The following is a 21,162-nucleotide window of genomic DNA, read 5'->3' as shown; positions in this document are numbered from 1 at the left end:
TATGGATACAAACAAGAAAATATTATTAGTTGAAGATGATCCAAACTTTGGTTCAATTCTTCGTGACTATTTGTCTATGAATGACTTTGAAGTCGTATTGGCTAAGAATGGAATGGAAGGCTTTGAAAAGTTTAAAAAAGACAATTTCGATTTGTGCATTCTGGATGTAATGATGCCGTATAAGGATGGTTTTACCTTAGCAAAAGAAATTCGTGAAAAGAATAAAGAAGTGCCTCTTATCTTTCTAACAGCTAAAACAATGAAGGAAGATGTTCTTAAAGGCTATAAAGTAGGTGCTGATGATTATTTGAATAAACCTTTCGACTCGGAAGTGTTATTGATGAAAATTAAAGCAATTATTCAACGTAAAGCCTCTGAAGTGAAAGCAGATGTGGTTAAGTTCGAATTCGAAATCGGAAAGTTTCATCTGAACTCTAAATTGCGTTTTTTAACGTTCCCTGGTGAAGAACCTATTAAATTGTCGCCAAAGGAAAATGAATTGCTTAAAATGCTTGCATTGCATGAAAATGATTTGATGCCAAGAGAATTAGCATTAACAAAAATCTGGAGAGACGATAATTATTTCACTTCAAGAAGTATGGATGTATATATCGCTAAATTGCGCAAATACCTGAAATCGGATACAAATGTGGAAATTCTAAACATTCACGGTGAAGGATTTAGGTTAGTGGTGAAAAAATAAATTCATAAAAAAAGCTCTGAGAAATCAGAGCTTTTTTATTTTGTTTACCTTCTAAATTTATTTCGGGTAATGATATTTTTTAGTTTGGCTTTTAAGTCTTCTCCTGAATCATAAACCATTTGTTCATTACTTGGGAATGGAGTAGCTCTACGGCCAAAATATTGTAAATAATCGCTATCGCAAGCATTTTTATCACCATTGTAATTCGCATAGATATATTCAAAAACATATTCGCTTGAGAGTGGGAATGCATCAATCAATTGGTTTGTTCTGAAATCGATATAATCAATTTTAGCAGTAATTTGACAGGCTTTGAATTGTTTGAATTCATAAATGGTAGCGCGTACTGTTTTCATATTGTCTACCATAACTACATTTCCTTTATCATCTTTTACCTGATTTCCATTGGCATCAAGCAAAGGTTTTTTGCCATCAACAATTTGTTTTTCTTTTACAAACTCACGCTCCTTAACTTGTTCGGGAGAAATGGTAATGTTTCTGAAATTCACGATCATTGCGAAATCGTATTTAATATCTTTTTGACGGTTATTATGGTACACAGTCCATTTGTCATTCAAGCCAAACGTACTAAAATCCAATAAATCATTCTGCAAACGAGCCGGAATAATCATGTTGGTTTCGTTTTTAGTATACACATGTACAAAATCAGTGCCTTTGAAATGTGCTTCATCCATTAATTTCTTAATGTCTTTGTATCCTGGATTGATTTCATTCAAATAACCAAAATCATCATACGCCTTGCGATAGCTCATTTTATCGTTTTGTTTCATTAAAGCTTTCGAATTGTCATACAAATACTTTGATAAGGCTTCGCGTGTTTTTATGATTTGTGAAGAATAATCATCGAACGGGAAAATAGCATTACGACCTTCCTGTAAAAGCGGTAAAGGTAATAAAGGTCTGATTTTTTCCTGACGATTGTTGAGTTGTAAATAGGTATTGTAAATTTTTTCAAGATTAGCTGGATTGCCATCTTTTTGAAGCATTTCTACTTCACGCAGATCACGATCTTTCGCTTTTGCGTAAGCTTCCTCTAATAAATAAACATAATCTTGTTTTCCTTTTGAAGCTTTGTTCGTTTTTAAAGATTCTACAGAACGGTTGATGGCAGCATCATAATTACCGTCACTCAATAGAGATTGGGTTTTTTTAACACCACTGCAACTCACTAATAATCCGATAAGTAATACGAAAGATGTAATTTTCTTCATAGTCTTGAATTTTGGCAAATATAGTTATGTATTTGGAAAGACAAATATCAAGCCAAAAAAACTTTTATAGGATTGATGTTATTTTTTACCAATAACTATCTTGAAGGATTTTCCAACGATTGTTTTCTTTTATAAATACTAGGGTAAAATTGACTTTGTGCACTTTGTTGTGCTTGTCTTTGATTGCAGAAATCCCTTTTTGCCAAATTGTTTCGTTGATGGGTTCAATGGATAAATTGGTTAATTTCCATGTACCACCCAGATTTTCAAATGATTTCCAGTATTTTTTGAGCTCTACTTCACCCGAAAATTCAGTGTTTCTCCCAATAACTTTTCCTTTTTTTGAATAATAATCGGCTATTCCTTCAAAATTCCCTTTATTATAATTCGATTCCATTTCTTTAAGAAGTGTAAGGATTTCCTCTTGTTCGGAAGTCTTTTTTTTACGGTATTCTAAATCGTATTCAGTACTGAAATTTTTGCCTTCATCATTTGAAATTTCTCCCAATTGTCTTACATAGCCATTTTCCAATTTAAAAAAAGTTAGACGTCGTATCGAACTGTTTTTTCCGTTGTTAAATGGTCGGCTAAGAAACTGCATGCGGTTGTTCTCAAATTTACCAGTTAAATATTCGGTAGTACCACCAGTATTATCTACCCAAGTTTGTTGCCATTGTCCGGATGCTGCATTGTAGGTATTGTAGCTTTTTCCCGAAAATACCAAACCTTGCTGTGAATTGGCTGATACCCATTCTTCAAGAATTATACAGTTGTCTAGAATTTTAGAGATTTTAGAATGACCCACAATTCCTTTTGGACCATAAACTTCCCATTCACCAATCCAGAAATCAAACTCATTATACTTTGAATTGGATTCACATGGTTTTTGTGCAAATAATGAAATCGAAAGTAAAGAAAGTAAGAATATAAAAGTCAATCTCATTTCGTTAGTTTTTGATTGTTTACTTTGATATGTGTAAAAAAATAAGAGCAATTTAATTCAATTGCTCTTATCTATCTGTTAATGAAAACGTAATATTTTATTTAGTAGGTGTTGGAGGAAGTAATTTACTTGAGACTTCACCAAAACCAATTCGTACCTCATTATTTTGACAATAACCTCTCATGATTACAGTGTCACCATCATTAATGAATTTGCGCTCTGAACCATCTTTCATTTGGATTGGATTTTTTCCACCCCAAGTCAATTCCAGCATCGATCCAAAAGAGTTCTCTGTTGGTCCAGAAATGGTTCCTGAACCCATCATATCACCCGAATTGATTCGACATCCATTGATAGTATGGTGTGCTAACTGTTGACTCATCGTCCAATACATGTATTTCATATTCGAATCACATACTACAGTTTCTTCACCATTTTCCGGAGTAATGGCCACTTGCAAATTAATATCAAAGGCGTGATCTCCATCTTGCTGTAAATACGGTAGGGGAGTTGGTTCTTGTTTTGGTTGTGCGCAACGGAATGGTTCCAATGCGTCCATGGTTACAATCCACGGTGAGATTGATGATGCAAAATTCTTAGCTAAGAATGGTCCAAGCGGCACATATTCCCATTTCTGGATATCGCGTGCACTCCAGTCATTCAACAATACCATTCCGAAGATATAATCTTCTGCTTCGTTCACAGGAATGTTTTCACCCATAATGTTGGCGTCTGTAGTAATGAAAGCAGTCTCCAATTCGAAATCCACTAAACGTGACGGGCCAAATACCGGTGAAGTTGCATCTGCAGGCATGGTTTGTCCCATTGGGCGGTGAACCGGAATCCCTGAAGGAACAATGGTAGAACTTCTTCCGTGGTAACCTACAGGTATATGCAACCAATTGGGTAATAAAGCATTTTCAGGATCACGGAACATTTTTCCTACATTGGTAGCATGTTCTTTACTTGAGTAAAAATCAGTGTAATCTCCAATAAAAACGGGAAGTTGCATTTCCACATCTTCCATTCTGAAAATAACTACATCGCGGTGTTTTTTGTTGTCTCGTAAATCAGGGTTTTCAGCATCAAAGATCTCTGCTATTCTGTTGCGAACCAATCGCCATGTTTTCTTTCCGTCAGAAATAAAATCGTTTAATGTATCTTGTAAGAAAACGTCATCTGTCAACTCAATTCCTTCAAAATATCCCAACTGTTGTAATGCGCCCAAATCAATGGCAAAATCGCCTAAACGCGTCCCTACAGTTACTATGTTTTCTTTGGTTAAAAACACACCAAAGGGAATGTTCTGAATGGGAAAATCACTATCGGAAGAAATTTCTAACCATGATTTTCTGTTTGGGTTGTTAGCAGTTATAGGCATAATATATTTTTTTGTGATAAAACGTTGTTTTGATAGTTCAAATATAGTTTCTATTGGGATTATACCAAACACTTTTTGTACTTTTGACGGGTATTTAACAAAAAATAATAAAAATGCAACGCGACGAACAAATTTTTGATTTAATTCTTGATGAACAAGACAGACAGATTCACGGAATCGAGCTTATTGCTTCTGAGAATTTTGTAAGCGACCAGGTAATGGAAGCTGCCGGATCATGTTTAACCAATAAATACGCAGAAGGCTATCCGGGTAAAAGATACTATGGTGGTTGTGAAGTAGTGGATGTTGTAGAACAAATCGCTATCGACAGAGCTAAAGCACTTTTTGGTGCCGAGTATGTGAATGTTCAACCACACTCTGGTTCTCAAGCGAATACTGCTGTTTTTGCTGCTTGTTTAAAGCCGGGAGATACCATCTTAGGTTTTGATTTGTCGCACGGTGGTCACTTAACTCACGGTTCTCCAGTAAACTTTTCAGGAAAATTATACAACCCGGTTTTTTACGGTGTTGATGCAGAAACCGGCGTGTTGAACTACGATAAAATTCAAGAAATTGCAACAAAAGAACAACCGAAATTAATCATAGCAGGTGCTTCGGCTTACTCTCGTGATATGGATTTCAAACGTTTCCGCGAAATTGCAGATTCAGTTGGGGCTATTTTAATGGCCGATATTTCTCACCCTGCAGGCTTAATTGCCAAAGGATTAATGAATGATCCAATTCCTCACTGTCATATAGTTACAACAACAACACATAAAACATTACGCGGACCTCGTGGTGGTATGATCATGATGGGTAAAGATTTTGAAAACCCATGGGGATTAACGACTCCAAAAGGAGAAATCAGAATGATGTCGCACGTTTTGGATATGTCAGTTTTTCCTGGAAATCAAGGCGGACCTTTAATGCATATCATTGCTGCAAAAGCGGTAGCTTTTGGAGAATGTTTATCGGATGAGTTCTTTACCTATGCAGTTCAGGTGCAGAAAAATGCTAAAGCGATGGCTGCAGCATTCGTGAAAAGAGGTTACAACATCATTTCTGGTGGTACAGACAACCATATGATGTTAATCGATTTACGTAACAAAAATATTTCTGGTAAAGAAGCTGAAAATGCTTTGGTAAAAGCAGAAATCACCGTAAACAAAAATATGGTGCCTTTCGATGATAAATCACCATTCGTAACTTCAGGTATCCGTGTGGGAACTCCGGCAATCACAACGCGTGGTTTAGTCGAAGCAGATATGGAAACGGTTGTGGATTTAATCGATCGTGTATTGATGAATCACACCAACGAAGAAGTATTAGAGCAAGTTGCTGATGAAGTAAACGACATGATGAGCGAAAGAGCGATGTTTGTTTTCTAAAACAGAATTACCTATAAATAAAAATCCCGCCTTTAAGCGGGATTTTTTATGTAGTAAATTTTTATTACTCATTCAAATGATGATAAGCGCCCAAATCTGGAGTGGTGATAGATCTTAGGATGTCATCTGCATCTCTGGCAACCAAAGCGGCAGGATTTCCCTTATCGATTACAGAAGAACCCAATAAAACTCTCAAATTGTTTCTTTGCGGGTTTTTGAACTTCGGATCATTCAACGTTTGGAAATTGCTTACGATATTGTTTTTAGATGCCGGATTTTTGACGAAATCATACATCGGATCGGTAAACTGATTGTTGATATCGCTGAAACGGATAAGAGAATAACTAATGTCGGTTGTAAAAGCAGCACTATTGTCCTTTTTTAATCCAATTTCTATGCTGTTAGTGCCGTAAATAATGGAATTCGTTATTGTTGCGCTTAATGGTGCTACAAAAAGAGTAGTATCGACTAATAAAGTATTATCCAATAAAACAGAAGGCGTCGAACGCGAACCAGCCGACCAATAATTGGTGAAAGTACAATGTGTAAAATTGTAAGTGCCACCTAAAGTACAAGCCAAAGCATATTGTCCGGCTTTATTGATGACAATGTTTCTTCCGTTGATTCTTCCGGTGCGCGCTAATATACCCGCAACCGTACAATTGTAAATTTGTGTATTTTCTATATCTACAGCAGTACCATCGTTATTTTGAATGAAAAGGCCAGCCGTTGCATTTTTAATTGTTAGATTCTTGAAACGGTTATCAGTACTTCCATCGGTTAAAATAACTGCAAACCATTGTCCGGGTATTTCTGCAAAACCAGGTTCCAAACGATCACCTTCAAAAATAACTTCGTTTTCTAAAGCTTCAGTCGTCGATGGAGCTCCATTCACATGAATACTGGCATTATCGGCTACAATCAACCCAGATTGGTCATGAAAATGAACTCTTGCACCGGGATCAATCTCCAATACTTTATTGTTCGGAACGGTTGGGAAACCATAAATAACATAGGGTTTCGTATTCGTGAAATGCAATTCGTTGCCATTTACAGGATCGTTTTCATCAAGGGGAAAAGCAGTGATTTTCGGATCGTTTTCAGTTAAAGGTTCTCCTTCGTAGGTATAACTTCCATCCGGATTTTGCGTTCGTTCAGGATAAATAAAATAGGCGTCTTGAATTAACGTTACTAAGTCCACATCTTGTTGAAGGCTACCGGAATCAAATAAAACCTTATCAGTGTATAAAAAGTCAACCGGATCGGCATCTTCAATACCTGCGGTCGCTTCGATAAATACATACAAGCTGTCTTTTGCCAGAATCTCTACATTTTCAAAATACTTTCCTTTACCGTCTCTTCCGGTCATTCCGTCCACCATCATACGGTATTTCGAATTGTCACCATTCGCAAATGCAATCGTTGGAATGTGAATATCATCATTACTTTTGTTGTACACTTTTAAAGTATAAGTACTCGAACTGATGTTGGTAAAAACCGTATCCAAATAAACCGTATCCTTAGAAAAGGCTAGTTTTCCGTTGCTTGGAACCGTTTCAAAATCTTGCCTACAAGAGGTTAAGGATAAGAGGAAAACAATAAAAAACAGAAAAGTATAACGCATTGTTCAAATTAAATTTGGATAAAAATAGGTAATATAAATTAACGAATGAAATTGTTTTTTATTCTGCCGAATAAAATTTAATCCTAAATTTCGTAAATTTGATATACTAAATGGAAAATATGTCTTTTAATAAAGAAGAAGTTCTTAAAAAATGTAATGATTGGTGTAAAAACACCTTAATGCAAACCCTTGAAATTGAATATGTTGATGCTGGGGAAGATTATTTAACAGCCACAATGCCTGTGAATTCCAAAGTACACCAGCCCATGGGGTTACTCCACGGTGGCGCAACGGTAGCTTTGGCGGAAAGTGTAGGAAGTGCCGCTTCAATTATGTTTATTAACCATGAAAAGCAGGAAGTAAGAGGAATCGAAATTTCCGCTAATCATTTAAAAAGCAAAAGAGAAGGAATCGTTACTGCTACTGCCAAAATCGTACATAAAGGAAGATCAATCCACTTGTGGGAAATAAAAATAGTTGATGAAGAAGGAAAAGTGATTTCGCTTTGTAAACTAACCAATATGATTTTGCCAAAAAGATAAGGATGAAAAGTCTATTCGAAAAAGTGCATTTGCATCAGAAGCTCAATTTACCCTTTGTGGTTTACCGAAAACCCAATTCGAAGACTTTAATTGGCGTTTTTCAAAATAATGACCATCTCTATTTCTCGGAAAATTTTCTTGAAAAAGGATTCGTTTTCGCGCCTTTCGATGGTGCTCCGATTGTTTTTCCTCTTGACAATGCCGAAGTCAAATACAATAGTATTTATTTCGAAAAGCAATTTGAATCGCATATAGCCGAAAGCCATGACGATCTTTACGAAAAAGAACAGTTTCTGGCCTTGGTAAAAAAAGGCGTTTTTGCCATCAAAAGAGGCGAATTCAACAAAGTGGTGCTTTCTCGCAAAGAAAAAGTGCAATTGGACAGCTTCGAAATGGAAGCCATCTTTGAACGCATGCTTCAATTGTATCCAGCAGCCTTTTGCTATTGCTGGTTCCATCCGAAAATCGGAATGTGGATGGGAGCGAGCCCAGAGAAATTAATCCAAGCTGAAGGCGATGTCTTCAATACGATGGCATTAGCCGGAACACAAACGTATCAAGGTACCGAAGTCGTTTTCTGGAAAGACAAAGAAAAAGAAGAGCAGGAGTTTGTAACCGAGTTCATTCTCGAAAACCTAAAATCGCATGCCTTCAATATCAATGCGTCCAATCCCTATACAACTAGAGCCGGAAACTTATTGCATTTGAGAACCGATGTGGAAGGAATCATCAACAACGACTCCAATCTAAAAAAAGTAATCGATATCCTGCATCCAACGCCAGCTGTATGTGGTTTGCCTAAGTTCGCAGCCAAAGACTTTATCCTAAAGCACGAAGGCTATGATCGCGAGTTCTATACAGGCTTTTTGGGTGAACTGAACCATAACTTCAGTAACGACGACAATGCGACCGACATATTTGTCAACCTGCGCTGTATGAAAATCAAAGACAATACCGCACAGCTTTTTATCGGTTGTGGTATTACCAAAGACAGTCATCCGGAATCCGAATGGGAGGAAACCGTAAACAAATCAAAAACCATGAAACGGGTATTATAATACCAACGGCTTCATGACAATACCGAATTAATTTATGAAATTAGATATACTAGCCTTCGGAGCACATCCCGACGACGTAGAATTAGGTTGCGCTGCCACCTTAGCCAAAGAAATTTCCCTAGGGAAGAAAGTTGGAATCATCGACTTAACCCGAGGCGAACTAGGAACCAGAGGAACAGCCGAAATCCGTGACCAAGAAGCAGCAAGAGCAGCCGAAATCCTGAATATCTCCGTTCGCGAAAACCTAAACTTCCGCGATGGCTTTTTCCGAAACAACGAAAAACACCAACTTGAAGTCATCCGAATGATTCGTAAATACCAACCCGATATCGTCATCTGTAACGCCATCAACGACCGTCACATCGATCACGGTAAAGGGAATAAATTGGTTTCCGATGCGTGCTTTTTATCCGGATTACCCAAAATAGAAACCAGTTACAACGGGAGCATACAACAAGCATGGCGCCCCAAATTGGTATACCATTACATACAGTGGTTGCCTATCGAACCCGATTTCGTTGTTGACGTCACCGGATTTATGGACATCAAAATGGAATCCATTATGGCGTACTCGTCACAGTTTTATAATCCGGATACCAACGAACCGGAGACGCCAATCACCTCCAAAAACTTTTTGGATAGCGTAAAATACCGCGCACAAGACCTCGGAAGACTCATTGGGACCGACTTTGCCGAAGGTTTTACCGTGGAAAGGTATTTGGCTGTCAATAGCTTAGGGGATTTAAAGTAAATTTTTATAAAAAACTTTTGCAAAACCCAACTTTTGCAATATATTTGCACTCGCAAAAGGGAAATGAGTTTCATTACGAAGCAAAGCCCTCTAGCAAAACCAAATGGTGATTGTAGCTCAGTTGGTTAGAGCGTTGGATTGTGGTTCCAAAGGTCGCGGGTTCGAGACCCGTCTTTCACCCAGAAGCCCTGAAGTAATTCAGGGCTTTTTTTGTAGCTATTATTTTCCTATACCATCACCCAAATCCAATTTTTCCTATATTTACAATTATCAGCAAAACACAGCTAAAGTCTGAAGTTCGAGGTAAGTTAATGCGGAGTATCTAAACAACGACCTTATCAATTAAAGCAATTTATACCTTACAATACATGCCCTCAACTCTTACAATACAATTACCCAATAACGTAAATTCTGAGGTTTATGTTTATAAAGACAATGAACTTATTGTAACAATGAAGAGAAGGTTTTTATTGGGTTCAAAAATCAAAGCCGAAATTTATCAAAACGATACTTTGCTAGTGAAGTGCTCTAGTTTTTTGTTTACTCTTAAAATTAAAGAACAAAATCTAACCAACGAAATCAAGATTAAAAGCCATAATTTATTTTTTTCGGAATTTGATATGGGAGATGATAGCATTGTAGTGAAATCAAATTTGCTTTACTTTTTAAACAAAAAATGGGCAACTATCTCACTAAATTCAAAAAATGTGGCCAAGGTAAAACTTAAAAAAATACTCGATAGTAAAGGTATAACTCTTGAATTGAATTGTTTTGAAGATCAGCAGGACAAAGAGTTTGAAATACTACTCTCTGTTTTGTTGACAATTTTGCATTTGAATATTTAAAACTTCATTCCACGAATTTGCACTCGAGCTTAGCGTCAGTCGAAGGAATTACAACCACAACTTGCACCAACAACAACCACTCTAACAGGTTAATCTAAAATGAAAAACCAACAAAAGTGATAGATGAAGTAATAAAAATAGATGGGTATGAGAGACACATATTTAAAATATGATTTTTTAGTACTATTCCCAGGTGGATATAGAGTAAGAGATTTATATAATGACAACACTGATGTTTATATTGTTTTTAAAAACGATTTTTCAACAGTTTTTGTTACTACACTATTTACTACTGAAAATATAAACCAAATAATGAGGAATAATAAAGAATCTTTTTTTTGGGCAAGTGATATGTTAATCCTTGATAATCTATCAAGAGAAACAATATATATGTCAATTGATAAAATAATCAAAACGGATCATTTGTCTTTAAATAATTTGTTTTGTATAGCAGGTTCATACTCTGAAGTATTTGATTGTGAAAATATTATCTATGATTTATTATAAAAAGGTAAAAGGGTAATGGTAATGATTCAAATAAAGATAACCCCGATCGCACTGATTTACTACTTCAGTTCGCTGCGCTCGGATGCAGTCCGTGCCCGCAAAGAGAGTAATGAATATAAACTACAACCTAAAAGTTGAATTTTTTTTCAACGTTACGGTTATCATTCAATAATCTTTTCCCCTTAACTTTAAAATCGATAGCGAAACCATTACAACACGCCATCACAAAGCCCAAACACAAATCATTACAATTTTACGCCTTCGTCAATTCCTTATAGTGTAGATTTAGAAGTTATCCGTAAATTAGAACAACTGAAACCAACAACACAATAATTAACGTATGATAACAATTGACAACTACTTAGATAGCCATTACATTCACAGAAGCAACTGGTTAAGAGCTGCAGTTCTTGGCGCCAATGACGGAATAATATCCATATCAAGCTTAGCTATTGGGGTTGCCGCAGCAAGCGCAACCAGAGAACCAATTGTTTTGGCAACTGTCGCCGGACTTGTAGCGGGCGCTTTGTCCATGGCTGCCGGCGAATATGTTTCGGTGAGTTCACAAACCGACACCGAAAAGGCCGACATCCAAAGAGAAATTCAAGAACTCAAAGAAATGCCTGAGGAAGAACTCGCTATTTTGGCTCAAATCTATGAAAGACGCGGACTCAAAAAGGAAACGGCTATGCAAGTCGCCATTGAACTTACTGAAAAAGACGCATTAGGAGCACATATTAGAGACGAACTAGGCATTAACGAAATCAGTCAGGCGAACCCAATACAAGCGGCTTTGGCTTCTGGGGCTTCTTTTACCGTTGGTGGCGTATTGCCTCTTTTAGTGGTTTTCTTTGCCCCGGTAAAAGGAATGGAGTATTGGCTGTACGGATTTACAATCGTATTTCTTATCATTCTTGGACTTACATCAGCCAAAACAGGCGGTTCAAGCAGCAAAAAAGCAATTTTGAGAATTACCATCTGGGGTACAATCGCAATGGTGCTTTCTGCATTAGTCGGTTATCTCTTTGGAGTGAATGTATAAAATCCCAATAACCCGGAATTAGTTTCCTACACACAAAAAATAGCAACTACTACCCTAAAAAAGTTGTAGTTTTGTTTTTTACAGACGATAGAAAATGAATTGAAGTGGGTGAAGTCGATAAGTCAACCCCAAATAGTTTCGCTCTATCTGTAAATTAAGAAGTATGCATTCTAAAGGACAATTCGAACACCAATGATAAAAACTAATATAGTAATAAAACTGCTTCTTGTCTTTTGGTTTGCTATACAAACAATGGCGGCACAGGAAAAGGTAAAGCAATTGAAATTTCCCGAAAATCCAATAAAAGCGAAAGTATTTCTTCAGGCAATGAATACGAAGAAAGAGGATTATGAAAGATTTCTAACCGATTCAGAAAGAGAAGAAATAAAGAGTCATTCCATAAATTACATACTCGACAAGATTGATTACGAAAAAAAGTTTGGATATTTATTTGATGCAGAATATTGGATTCTTTTCAATTATAAAGAAGCAATTCCCGAATTGATTTACAGAGTAACAGATAAAAAGGAAGTTGGATTAACAGACTCTGCGGATTTGATTATTTTTGAAAGAATCGATAACGGTGACATGGAATTCTACGGACACGGCGAAATTGTGGCTGATGATTTATTTATTGTCGCAGGTAGAGCCAACTGGTTACTCTGTATGATTACCGGAGAAAATTTTGGAAGTGTAACCATGTATTCTACCGATGAAGAATTGAAAAACCTACAACAGCATTGGATTAACTGGCTAAATACACTCGAATAGTAATTGCTTAAAAAAACACATAAATAATAAATGAAAACACTTAAATCCCTCCTGATACTTTTATTAATTGTATCCTTTAAATCTTTCGCCTGCCTAAACGGTGAAAGTAAAATATTGAAAAGTGGTCATTATTTGTATGAAGATTATTCGAATGTTTTGCCTTTCGGTCATGAATTTTATGAAAATGAATTTGACGAAATGGTTTTCAAATTGGATAGTCTGTATAAAAAGACAAATGATTTGGCCTATTTGTCTGACAAGGGTTTGGTACTTATTCTGCAAAAGAAATACAAAGAAGCACTTCAGCTGTACTTAAACATTGAAAAAAAACAGCCTAACAAGTATTCTACGGCTTCAAACATTGGAACCATTTACGAGTTGATTGGGGATAACCAAAAAGCATTGGAATGGATCAAAAAAGCGATTGAAATCGATCCAAATTCACACCGTGGGTCAGAATGGATTCATGTCAATATCCTAGAAGCTAAAATCAAAGGGGACAACTATATAACCGGTGAGTTTTTATTGGGTACTGATTTTGGAAATGAAAGTAGCCCAAAAAAGTTTCTAGATACCCCAAAACTTCAAAAATTATATAGAGCACTTTTTTACCAACTGAATGAGAGAATATCATTGGTAAAGCCCAAAGATAAAATCGTTGCAACTATGCTTTTCGAATTAGGTAACTTTAGATTGCTTCAGAAAGATTATGCAAATGCAGTCATAGTATTCGAAAAAGCAAAAGAGTACGGATTTGAAAGTGAACTATTCAAAAAAAGAATGATGTTTGCAAAAGAAGGCTTGAAAAAGGAAAAGGCGAAACTGCATAATCCTAAAATGAATTACCCTAAAACAATGGGTCTAATAGTAACTATCTTGCTGGGTATATTCCTTGTAGTTAAAATCGTTAGAAGAAATAAAAAGTAATTTGATCCATGAAAAAAGCACTCCAATACACCAAAAAAATGATTTTAGGAACACTGATTTGGGGAACTATACACACCATTTACATCATCTACGACGGCTACCGCGATAAAAATCAACCTGCCGATGTAGCCATCATCCTCGGAAGCAAAGTCAATCCCAACGGAACGCTCTCCGAACGACTCCAAGCGCGCGTCGATAAGGGACTGGAACTGTACAACAACCATCGCGTGAAAACCATCATTGTAAGCGGCGGATTGGGTAGGGAAGGGCAATGGGAAGGCAATGCCATGAAAAAATACTTGGTGCAACACCAAGTGCCGGCCGATCAAATTTTTGTCGATAATTATGGTAACGATACCGAGAAAACGGTAGTCAATTCCATTCGCATCATGGACAGCCTGCACCTCAAAAGCGCTATCACGGTCTCGCAGTATTTCCACCAAACCCGAACCAAAAAACTCTTCCGAAACAAAGGTTTCGAAAACATCGAAAGCGCAAGCCCTCATTTTTTCGAATGGTGGGATCTGTATTCGTTACCCCGAGAGTTTGTAGCCTATTACGTTGAGGCGTTGTAATTCATCTCCGCTCAATAAAAAGATAGAAAGCCAAATAATTGCCGAATGAAAGAAAAAGAATATACGATTCGACGTAGTTTTAAAGATAATGCCTCTCGAAAACTTGTCCTGAATGAAAACTTCATCAAATTCGAAGACAAAGATCGTGGTTCCGATTTATTTACCATCTTCCATAAGGATAATATCGAAAGTTACACTTTCGGAATTCAATGGATTAAAGTGAAAGTGATAATCGGAAGAATTTATCAAATTCAAATTCGTAGTAAAGACAATAAGAAAATAAAAATTAGCTTTAGGTCGTATCTCGGAAGAAATACAAATCAACTTAATCAGCTATACACCGCTATCTTATCCGATATCTGGAATTTCTATTTCGAAGGAATTGTTATTAACTATTTGCAACAATTTCAAAAGAACGAAACGTTTTCCATTGGTGATGTGACTTTTACCAAAGAAAATCTTGTTATTAGAACTCCAGGATTACTAAAAGACACAATTAATACCATTCCTTGGAACAAGGTCAAAACCAAAAATTTCTACCATTATTTTTCAGTATATTCGGCTGATGACCCTTCCAGTGTGAATAGGGGATTTAGTTATAAGGACGATGAGAATACCAATGTTTTGTATAGTGTTGTACGAACAATCCTCAAAAATACGAATAAGGTAAACTCCGATTAGAATGCCTCAATACAGATTCCAAAATACCGGACTTGTAAACATCAATAAGCATTAACTATGACTAAGTCTTAGGTCAAGTACAAAATGCCTTAGGTCAAGTGTAAAATGGCTTAGGTCAAGTGTAAAACGGCTTAGGTCAAGCGCAAAATGCCTTAGGACAAGTGCAAAACGGCTTAGGTCAATCGCAAAATGCCTTAGGTCAAGTGAAAAATGGCTTAGGTCAAGTGCAAAATGGCTTGGGTCAAGCGCAAAACTCCTTGGAAGAAGCAAAGTAAGCCTTGGAAGAAGCAAAGTAGAGCTTGGAAGAAGAAAAGTAAGGCTTGGAACAAGTAAAGTAAGCCTTGGAAGAAGAAAAGTAGAGCTTGGAACAAGTAAAGTAAGCCTTGGAAGAAGAAAAGTAGAGCTTGGAACAAGTAAAGTAAGCCTTGAAAGAAGAAAAGTAAGCCTTGGAAGAAGAAAGGTACGCCTTGAAGAAGCGAAGTAAGGCTTGGAAAAAGCAAAACAACGCATCTATCGAAAAGAGCAACACAAGCGTTCTACTCCAAAAGAATTACAGCCGTTGTATAATTTATTCATTTTCTTTTAGTTATATATACTATAAAAAGAAATAAACAAGTGCAATGGAAACCCCAATTAGTAATCTTAGTATTGGCCTACTTTGTATACAGATACTGTTGCTTGTTTTGTCTGTAGTGGCGGTGTACTGCATTATGAGACTTGGTAAGAAATGGATCAAATACATGGAAAATAATTCGTTACACAACGAAAAATAAGGCAAAAAAAACTCCGACGAAAGTCGGAGTTTTGCGTTTATTTACCTGATTTGTCAACCACAGGTCGGTCATTACGATTGGCCAATTCCCATGCAACCGTAAAGGCGAGCTGTGTTCTTTTTGCCAAAGCATCGTACTCGATCTTGTTCGGTTCGTCACCCGGCTGGTGGTAATCTTCATGTGTTCCGTTAAAGAAGAACACCGAAGGGATATTGTGTTTCGCAAAGTTGTAATGGTCAGAACGGTAGTAAAAACGGTTCGGGTCATTACGATCATTGTATTTGTAATCCAATTGTAAATTTACAAAATGTTTGTTCGCTTCTTCTGTGATGTTGTAAAGGTCACTCGATAAATAATCCGAACCAATAACATACACATAATTGTTACTGTCTTTGTGTAGTGCATCACGACGACCAATCATATCTATGTTGATGTCGGTAATGGTTTTAGCCAAAGGGAATAACGGATTTTCAGTATAAAAACGTGAACCATGCAAACCATGCTCTTCACCAGTTACATGCAAAAATAAAATCGAACGTTTCGGCCCTTTTCCTTCTTTCTTCGCTTGTTGAAAGGCTTGCGCAATTTCTAACAAAGCAACTGTTCCAGATCCGTCATCATCGGCACCATTATAAATCTCACCATTCTTCATACCCACGTGATCATAATGCGCAGAAATCACCAAAATTTCATCCGGCTTTTCAGAACCTTCTATGAAAGCCCAAATGTTTTCAGAATCACCTAATTTAGGACTGAATGCTTTTTGAAAATAGGAAGAGGGTATCGGTTGGTAAAAATCCGAAGCTCCGGTAGGAAACGAAATCCCGTTCTTAGTATATTGGTCGATAAGGTATCTTCCGGCTTTCTTCTGACCTTCTTCTCCGGTGTTTCTTCCTTGCATTTCATCAGAAGCTACAATGTAAAGATGTGTCTTTAAATCCTCAGCCGTAATGGTATTCATGTACTTGGTAATGTCTTCTTTTGCTTCCGGCTTGAAAGAGGTGGAAGTAGACTTTTGACTGGTACAGCTGGTAAACGTAAACGTAGCCGCAGCCAAAACTAAAATGCTGTTTTTCATAAAATGAGTAATTGTTAAACGAATTTAACCAAATTGATAAAGATTATCAAAAAAATTAGGATTAATTAACATTTAATGCACTGTAGGCTAGCAACGACACGATAAGGGCTAGCAACAGCACTAAATTAATGGAAAAAATAAAGATTCCTTTCAATCGGGATACCCATCGGTTTTCCTGAAAAAACAAACGATGCGAACGGAAGAAATAAAACAACCACCAAACCATCAATCCAAAGGCCATGAATCCTGTCAAAGTAGCTACATTGGCTTCTCCAAACAACCAATACAGGAGCTCGGTGAGTACTTGATTAATGGTAAAGGACAATAAAATCATCGAAAAATAATGGATGGTAAAAATGCCACTGTCAAAATAGAACCATTTCTTTTTGTTATGAAACAACCACAACACAAATGCAAATAGTGGCATATACAAGAACAAGGCTTTCGGAATAGTATTGAATAGATTCTTATAAAATTGCTTCACAAAATCTTTGTCTTTGGCATGCAGAGCAACAAAACGGGCTCTTTCATTGAGCCATTCCCCAAAACTGCCTTTCAACTCACCTAAATTGGAGTCAATATTGGTCGTGTCAATCTGTATGGTATTTTTCTTCTCAGTCGAAAAGCGGATATTCTCCTTTTCTATACTTGCTTTTTCTTTATCCACCACCGCAATCGGCGTTCCAGAATGTTGATTGATCGTAGTGAAAATCGACAATAAAAAGAAGGTAATGAAACTGATGAAAATATACAGCTTTACCGGTTGTACAAACATTTTGCGTCGACCAGCAATGTATTCTCTGCTCAACCGACCTGGATAAAACAACAAGTATTTGATGGTTTTCCAAAAACCACTGTCGTAGTGTACTAAATCTTCAATGGTGTGCGTGAATAAATAGTGAAAGGATTCCTTCGTCTCTTTGTTTTCTTGTCCACAGTTGGGGCAGAATCTGTTTTCGACTACATGATGGCAGTTCAAGCAGGTTTTATCGGTACGAAGTGAATGTTTTCCCATAACTATTACTCTTCTTCTTGATTGAAAATATGTGATTTTGAATACACACGCCATTTCTCAATACACTCGGTCATGTCTTTCGGAATTTCGGTATCAAAACGCATATATTCCTTCGTAACCGGATGCTCAAACCCTAAGGTCTTGGCATGTAATGCTTGTCTTGGTAAAATTTTGAAACAATTCTCTACAAATTGTTTGTATTTGGTAAACGTTGTTCCTTTCAATATCAAATGACCACCATAACGCTCATCATTAAATAAGGGGTGACCAATATGTTTCATGTGGGCTCTAATCTGATGGGTGCGGCCTGTCTCCAAAATACAAGATACCACAGTGATATAACCAAATCGTTCCAATACTTTGTAATGGGTAATCGCAGGTTTGCCAATCTCCGGATCTTTATATACCGCCATCTGCATACGATCGGTCGCGTGACGGGCTAAGTTGCCTTCAATAGTACCTTCGTCTTCTTTCACATTACCCCAAACAATCGCAACGTATTCTCTTTCGGTGGTTTTTTCTTCAAATTGCTTCGCCAAATGCGTCATCGCAGTCTCGGTCTTGGCAATCACCAACAACCCGGAAGTGTTTTTGTCAATACGATGCACCAAGCCTGGTCGCTCACTGCTGTTCATCGGTAAATTGTCAAAATGAAAGGCCAAAGCATTCACCAATGTACCCGTGTAATTGCCATGTCCCGGATGAACCACCAAACCTACAGGCTTATTGATCACCAATAGGGCATCGTCTTCGTACACAATGTTCAACGGAATGTTTTCCGGTATAATATGATTCTCAAACGGTGGATGCGATAGCATTACCTTGATCTCATCAAACGGCTTGACTTTGTAATTGGATTTTACAGCAACGCCATTGGCAAAGATATTGCCTCTTTCCGCTGCCTGTTGTATTTTATTGCGCGTAGCATTCTCGATAAGTTGCATTAAAAACTTATCTACTCGTAATATCGACTGACCTTTAGGCGAAATGAACTTGTGATGTTCGTACAATTCGTCGTCCAGCTCTTCGTTTTCAAAAATTTCTTGATTCATTCTTATTCTTCAGCAACAATGGAATCCGTTTGCGGAGTGTCTTCCAATTCTTCTTCGTCAAAACCTACTTTACCATCTCCCAAAACCAAATCAACTTTGGTGGTTTTGGTTACCTGTTGACCGGCTCTCACTGGCGAACCGTTTATTTTCATCTCTAATACCATGTCTTTGGCTAAATTCGGAACATAGCTGGTGTCACCCACTTCCAAACCTAACGCTTTTAATGTCGGTACAGCCTGACGGTACGTCTTTTGTACCAAATCTGGTAAACGTACTTTGGCATAACCCGATGCATTAATCTTTACATAAATAACACGGTTTTCCTTCACTTTGGTACCCGGACGTGGATCTTGTTGTACAATCGTCAACTCAGGAAATGTAGCATTGTAATCTACCGTATCCAATAATTCATAATCCAAATCCAACTCATCCAATTTTTCTTCCGCTTGCTCTAAAGTCAATTTGCTTAAATTGGGAACAGTAATTTCCTGCCCATGATTCGTTGTAAATCCTATCCAATACATGAATAGAAATAAACAAGCTACAACAATAAGTAACGCAAGGGCTACTTGCTTGAAAAAAGTAAAACTAAGGAGAAATCGTTTCCAACTCATAGATTAAGTGATTTACTGCAAACTTACATAAATTTTTATGTAAAAAATATAAAATGCGAAAGCCAATTCATTCAAAAAAATGATAATTTTGTTTATTAGGAGCTAATCCTGCTGTACGCTATATCTTTTTTTGCCTTATAGGAAAGCAAAAAAAGGATGCCGCTTCCATCAGGGCTATCCTACAATCCAAAATAATATATATGAAGAATATCGCCATCATTATGGGAGGTTACTCTAGCGAGTACCAAATTTCACTTAAAAGCGGAAACGTTGTCTACCAAAATCTCGATCCAACTCAATACAAAGGCTACCGTATCCATATCTTCAAAGAAAAATGGGTATACGTAGACGATAATGAAACCGAATTTCCAATCGATAGAAATGACTTCTCAGTTGTGGTAAACGGTCAGAAAATTACCTTCGATGCTGTTTTTAATGCCATTCACGGTACGCCGGGTGAAGACGGATTAATGCAGGCGTATTTCGAATTGCTCAATATCAAACAAACGTCTTGCGATTACTATCAAGCGGCGCTAACATTCAATAAAAGGGATTTGTTATCGGTTCTAAAACCGTACGGAATTAAAACGGCAACGTCGTATTATTTGAATTTAGGCGATGCCATCGATGTAGAGGCGATTATCGAACGTGTCGGATTGCCTTGTTTCGTGAAACCGAACAAATCGGGATCCAGCTTCGGAATTTCCAAAGTACATCATAAAGAAGATTTCTTAACCGCAGTGGAAAATGCGTATAAAGAGGACAATGAAATTATTATCGAAAGTTTCCTAGACGGTACCGAAGTATCAGTAGGGGTAATCAATTATAAAGGGGAAGTTATCGTATTGCCAATTACCGAAATCGTTTCGGATAATGATTTCTTCGATTATGAAGCCAAATATTTAGGTAAATCACAGGAAATTACGCCGGCACGATTAACCCCGGAAGTGGAAGCGCGTGTTCGTGAAGTGGCCAAAAAAGCCTACGAAGTATTAAAAATGAGTGGTTTCTCCCGTAGCGAATACATTTTAGTCAACGGAGAACCGTACATGCTTGAAATGAATACCATTCCGGGATTAACCAACGAGAGTCTGATTCCGCAACAAGCCAAAGAAGCCGGTATCTCACTTCAGGATTTGTTTACTAACGCGATTGAATTAGCATTAAATAAATAGTTTATGCGCAGAGCCATATTCCCGGGATCGTTCGATCCTATTACTTTAGGACATGTCGATATCATCAATAGAAGTATTCCGCTATTCGATGAAATTATTATTGCAATTGGTGTCAATGCGGAAAAGAAATACATGTTCCCGTTAGAGGAACGCAAACGCTTCATCGAAGAAACTTTCAAAAGAGAAGATTCGGTTTCTGTGATTACCTATGAAGGTTTAACCATCGATTTGTGTAAAAAATTCGAAGCCGATTTTATTCTCCGCGGTTTGCGCAATCCCGCCGATTTCGAATTCGAAAAGGCTATCGCACATACCAACCGCCGTTTGTCAAAAATCGAAACCATATTTTTATTGACCGCTGCAGATACATCTTATATCAGTTCAAGTATTGTTCGTGATGTAATTCGCAACGGCGGAAACTACAAAGTATTGGTGCCACCCGCAGTGGAAGTGAAATAATAACTACAGACAATCATAAGGCAGGG

General features: G+C 37.2%; 22 protein-coding genes and 1 tRNA gene. 15 read left to right on the top strand and 8 right to left on the bottom strand.

Features of this window, described 5'->3' with window-relative positions; translation table 11 throughout:
- Window position 1 precedes the first annotated feature (1 nt).
- Entirely contained in the window at window positions 2-703 is a 702-nt protein-coding gene (locus tag ACS8MM_RS04900; RefSeq protein WP_379713664.1) for a response regulator transcription factor, read from the top strand.
- Window positions 704-747: 44 nt separating this feature from the next.
- Here the strand turns inward: ACS8MM_RS04900 and ACS8MM_RS04895 are convergent, their stop codons facing one another.
- The 3 genes from ACS8MM_RS04895 to fahA all read right to left on the bottom strand — a co-directional run bounded on the left by ACS8MM_RS04895 (window position 748) and on the right by fahA (window position 4,259).
- Window positions 748-1,935 carry a hypothetical protein gene (locus ACS8MM_RS04895; protein WP_379713662.1) on the bottom strand — a complete coding sequence of 396 codons (1,188 nt, stop codon included), beginning with the start codon at window positions 1,933-1,935 and terminating at the stop codon, window positions 748-750.
- Window positions 1,936-2,020: 85 nt separating this feature from the next.
- A complete protein-coding gene (locus tag ACS8MM_RS04890) occupies window positions 2,021-2,878 on the bottom strand; it encodes a nuclear transport factor 2 family protein (protein WP_379713660.1) in 858 nt (285 codons plus the stop codon).
- Window positions 2,879-2,975: 97 nt separating this feature from the next.
- Entirely contained in the window at window positions 2,976-4,259 is a 1,284-nt protein-coding gene (gene fahA / locus ACS8MM_RS04885) for a fumarylacetoacetase (protein WP_379713658.1), read from the bottom strand.
- A 113-nt stretch (window positions 4,260-4,372) separates the two neighbouring features.
- On the opposite strand from fahA, the gene glyA reads away from it, so the two are divergent.
- Window positions 4,373-5,647: a serine hydroxymethyltransferase gene (glyA, locus tag ACS8MM_RS04880; RefSeq protein ID WP_379713656.1), complete on the top strand. Its 1,275-nt coding sequence runs from the start codon at window positions 4,373-4,375 to the stop codon at window positions 5,645-5,647.
- A gap of 64 nt (window positions 5,648-5,711) precedes the next feature.
- Here glyA and ACS8MM_RS04875 read toward each other — a convergent pair whose 3' ends face one another.
- On the bottom strand, window positions 5,712-7,271 hold the full coding sequence (locus tag ACS8MM_RS04875; protein ID WP_379713654.1) for a hypothetical protein: 1,560 nt from the start codon (window positions 7,269-7,271) through the stop codon (window positions 5,712-5,714).
- 119 nt (window positions 7,272-7,390) lie between these two features.
- On the opposite strand from ACS8MM_RS04875, the gene ACS8MM_RS04870 reads away from it, so the two are divergent.
- The 11 genes from ACS8MM_RS04870 (at window position 7,391) to ACS8MM_RS04820 (ending at window position 14,970) form a co-directional block, all read left to right on the top strand.
- Complete coding sequence (locus ACS8MM_RS04870; protein ID WP_379713652.1) at window positions 7,391-7,813, top strand: PaaI family thioesterase; 423 nt, start codon at window positions 7,391-7,393, stop codon at window positions 7,811-7,813.
- 2 nt (window positions 7,814-7,815) lie between these two features.
- The gene (locus ACS8MM_RS04865) at window positions 7,816-8,871 is read left to right on the top strand and encodes an isochorismate synthase (protein ID WP_379713650.1); all 1,056 of its coding nucleotides are present in this window, start codon (window positions 7,816-7,818) and stop codon (window positions 8,869-8,871) included.
- A 34-nt stretch (window positions 8,872-8,905) separates the two neighbouring features.
- Window positions 8,906-9,622 carry a bacillithiol biosynthesis deacetylase BshB1 gene (gene bshB1, locus ACS8MM_RS04860; protein WP_379713648.1) on the top strand — a complete coding sequence of 239 codons (717 nt, stop codon included), beginning with the start codon at window positions 8,906-8,908 and terminating at the stop codon, window positions 9,620-9,622.
- A 105-nt stretch (window positions 9,623-9,727) separates the two neighbouring features.
- Window positions 9,728-9,803: transfer RNA gene (locus tag ACS8MM_RS04855), tRNA-His, on the top strand.
- A 187-nt stretch (window positions 9,804-9,990) separates the two neighbouring features.
- Window positions 9,991-10,467 carry a hypothetical protein gene (locus tag ACS8MM_RS04850; RefSeq protein ID WP_379713646.1) on the top strand — a complete coding sequence of 159 codons (477 nt, stop codon included), beginning with the start codon at window positions 9,991-9,993 and terminating at the stop codon, window positions 10,465-10,467.
- Between the two features lie 147 nt (window positions 10,468-10,614).
- Window positions 10,615-10,974, top strand: coding sequence for a hypothetical protein (locus ACS8MM_RS04845; RefSeq protein ID WP_379713644.1), 360 nt, complete (start codon window positions 10,615-10,617; stop codon window positions 10,972-10,974).
- Window positions 10,975-11,314: 340 nt separating this feature from the next.
- Window positions 11,315-12,016: a VIT1/CCC1 transporter family protein gene (locus tag ACS8MM_RS04840; RefSeq protein ID WP_379713642.1), complete on the top strand. Its 702-nt coding sequence runs from the start codon at window positions 11,315-11,317 to the stop codon at window positions 12,014-12,016.
- A 252-nt stretch (window positions 12,017-12,268) separates the two neighbouring features.
- The gene (locus ACS8MM_RS04835) at window positions 12,269-12,787 is read left to right on the top strand and encodes a hypothetical protein (protein ID WP_379713640.1); all 519 of its coding nucleotides are present in this window, start codon (window positions 12,269-12,271) and stop codon (window positions 12,785-12,787) included.
- A gap of 30 nt (window positions 12,788-12,817) precedes the next feature.
- Window positions 12,818-13,714, top strand: a complete 897-nt coding sequence (locus ACS8MM_RS04830) for a tetratricopeptide repeat protein (RefSeq protein ID WP_379713638.1) — start codon at window positions 12,818-12,820, stop codon at window positions 13,712-13,714.
- Window positions 13,715-13,722: 8 nt separating this feature from the next.
- Entirely contained in the window at window positions 13,723-14,289 is a 567-nt protein-coding gene (locus ACS8MM_RS04825) for a YdcF family protein (RefSeq protein WP_379713636.1), read from the top strand.
- Window positions 14,290-14,334: 45 nt separating this feature from the next.
- A complete protein-coding gene (locus tag ACS8MM_RS04820; RefSeq protein ID WP_379713634.1) occupies window positions 14,335-14,970 on the top strand; it encodes a hypothetical protein in 636 nt (211 codons plus the stop codon).
- Window positions 14,971-15,780: 810 nt separating this feature from the next.
- Here the strand turns inward: ACS8MM_RS04820 and ACS8MM_RS04815 are convergent.
- The 4 genes from ACS8MM_RS04815 to ACS8MM_RS04800 all read right to left on the bottom strand — a co-directional run bounded on the left by ACS8MM_RS04815 (window position 15,781) and on the right by ACS8MM_RS04800 (window position 19,502).
- Window positions 15,781-16,821, bottom strand: a complete 1,041-nt coding sequence (locus ACS8MM_RS04815) for a M28 family metallopeptidase (protein ID WP_379713632.1) — start codon at window positions 16,819-16,821, stop codon at window positions 15,781-15,783.
- Between the two features lie 61 nt (window positions 16,822-16,882).
- Window positions 16,883-17,836, bottom strand: coding sequence for a DUF3667 domain-containing protein (locus tag ACS8MM_RS04810; RefSeq protein ID WP_379713630.1), 954 nt, complete (start codon window positions 17,834-17,836; stop codon window positions 16,883-16,885).
- Between the two features lie 5 nt (window positions 17,837-17,841).
- Complete coding sequence (locus tag ACS8MM_RS04805; protein ID WP_379713628.1) at window positions 17,842-18,888, bottom strand: RluA family pseudouridine synthase; 1,047 nt, start codon at window positions 18,886-18,888, stop codon at window positions 17,842-17,844.
- A 2-nt stretch (window positions 18,889-18,890) separates the two neighbouring features.
- Window positions 18,891-19,502 carry a PASTA domain-containing protein gene (locus ACS8MM_RS04800; protein WP_379713626.1) on the bottom strand — a complete coding sequence of 204 codons (612 nt, stop codon included), beginning with the start codon at window positions 19,500-19,502 and terminating at the stop codon, window positions 18,891-18,893.
- A 200-nt stretch (window positions 19,503-19,702) separates the two neighbouring features.
- On the opposite strand from ACS8MM_RS04800, the gene ACS8MM_RS04795 reads away from it, so the two are divergent.
- Both ACS8MM_RS04795 and coaD read left to right on the top strand, forming a co-directional pair.
- A complete protein-coding gene (locus ACS8MM_RS04795; RefSeq protein ID WP_379713624.1) occupies window positions 19,703-20,677 on the top strand; it encodes a D-alanine--D-alanine ligase in 975 nt (324 codons plus the stop codon).
- A 3-nt stretch (window positions 20,678-20,680) separates the two neighbouring features.
- Window positions 20,681-21,136, top strand: coding sequence for a pantetheine-phosphate adenylyltransferase (gene coaD / locus ACS8MM_RS04790; RefSeq protein WP_379713622.1), 456 nt, complete (start codon window positions 20,681-20,683; stop codon window positions 21,134-21,136).
- The last annotated feature ends 26 nt before the right edge of the window (window positions 21,137-21,162 follow it).

The organism is Flavobacterium sp. MAHUQ-57, from assembly GCF_051908335.1.
In the GTDB taxonomy this organism is placed as follows: Bacteria; Bacteroidota; Bacteroidia; order Flavobacteriales; family Flavobacteriaceae; genus Flavobacterium.
Note: the sequence above shows the minus strand (reverse complement) of the source record. Positions and strands in the feature narration are given on the sequence as shown.

Bases quoted from the DNA above. Each gene is read 5' to 3' on its own strand.
- ACS8MM_RS04875 (WP_379713654.1), bottom strand. From the start codon at position 7,271: ATGCGTTATACTTTTCTGTTTTTTATTGTTTTCCTCTTATCCTTAACC.
- ACS8MM_RS04890 (WP_379713660.1), bottom strand. From the start codon at position 2,878: ATGAGATTGACTTTTATATTCTTACTTTCTTTACTTTCGATTTCATTA.
- ACS8MM_RS04800 (WP_379713626.1), bottom strand. From the start codon at position 19,502: ATGAGTTGGAAACGATTTCTCCTTAGTTTTACTTTTTTCAAGCAAGTA.
- ACS8MM_RS04850 (WP_379713646.1), top strand. From the start codon at position 9,991: ATGCCCTCAACTCTTACAATACAATTACCCAATAACGTAAATTCTGAG.
- ACS8MM_RS04805 (WP_379713628.1), bottom strand. From the start codon at position 18,888: ATGAATCAAGAAATTTTTGAAAACGAAGAGCTGGACGACGAATTGTAC.
- ACS8MM_RS04865 (WP_379713650.1), top strand. From the start codon at position 7,816: ATGAAAAGTCTATTCGAAAAAGTGCATTTGCATCAGAAGCTCAATTTA.
- ACS8MM_RS04820 (WP_379713634.1), top strand. From the start codon at position 14,335: ATGAAAGAAAAAGAATATACGATTCGACGTAGTTTTAAAGATAATGCC.
- ACS8MM_RS04840 (WP_379713642.1), top strand. From the start codon at position 11,315: ATGATAACAATTGACAACTACTTAGATAGCCATTACATTCACAGAAGC.
- ACS8MM_RS04825 (WP_379713636.1), top strand. From the start codon at position 13,723: ATGAAAAAAGCACTCCAATACACCAAAAAAATGATTTTAGGAACACTG.
- bshB1 (WP_379713648.1), top strand. From the start codon at position 8,906: ATGAAATTAGATATACTAGCCTTCGGAGCACATCCCGACGACGTAGAA.
- ACS8MM_RS04870 (WP_379713652.1), top strand. From the start codon at position 7,391: ATGTCTTTTAATAAAGAAGAAGTTCTTAAAAAATGTAATGATTGGTGT.
- ACS8MM_RS04810 (WP_379713630.1), bottom strand. From the start codon at position 17,836: ATGGGAAAACATTCACTTCGTACCGATAAAACCTGCTTGAACTGCCAT.
- ACS8MM_RS04795 (WP_379713624.1), top strand. From the start codon at position 19,703: ATGAAGAATATCGCCATCATTATGGGAGGTTACTCTAGCGAGTACCAA.
- glyA (WP_379713656.1), top strand. From the start codon at position 4,373: ATGCAACGCGACGAACAAATTTTTGATTTAATTCTTGATGAACAAGAC.
- coaD (WP_379713622.1), top strand. From the start codon at position 20,681: ATGCGCAGAGCCATATTCCCGGGATCGTTCGATCCTATTACTTTAGGA.
- ACS8MM_RS04835 (WP_379713640.1), top strand. From the start codon at position 12,269: ATGGCGGCACAGGAAAAGGTAAAGCAATTGAAATTTCCCGAAAATCCA.
- ACS8MM_RS04815 (WP_379713632.1), bottom strand. From the start codon at position 16,821: ATGAAAAACAGCATTTTAGTTTTGGCTGCGGCTACGTTTACGTTTACC.
- fahA (WP_379713658.1), bottom strand. From the start codon at position 4,259: ATGCCTATAACTGCTAACAACCCAAACAGAAAATCATGGTTAGAAATT.
- ACS8MM_RS04895 (WP_379713662.1), bottom strand. From the start codon at position 1,935: ATGAAGAAAATTACATCTTTCGTATTACTTATCGGATTATTAGTGAGT.
- ACS8MM_RS04900 (WP_379713664.1), top strand. From the start codon at position 2: ATGGATACAAACAAGAAAATATTATTAGTTGAAGATGATCCAAACTTT.
- ACS8MM_RS04845 (WP_379713644.1), top strand. From the start codon at position 10,615: ATGAGAGACACATATTTAAAATATGATTTTTTAGTACTATTCCCAGGT.
- ACS8MM_RS04830 (WP_379713638.1), top strand. From the start codon at position 12,818: ATGAAAACACTTAAATCCCTCCTGATACTTTTATTAATTGTATCCTTT.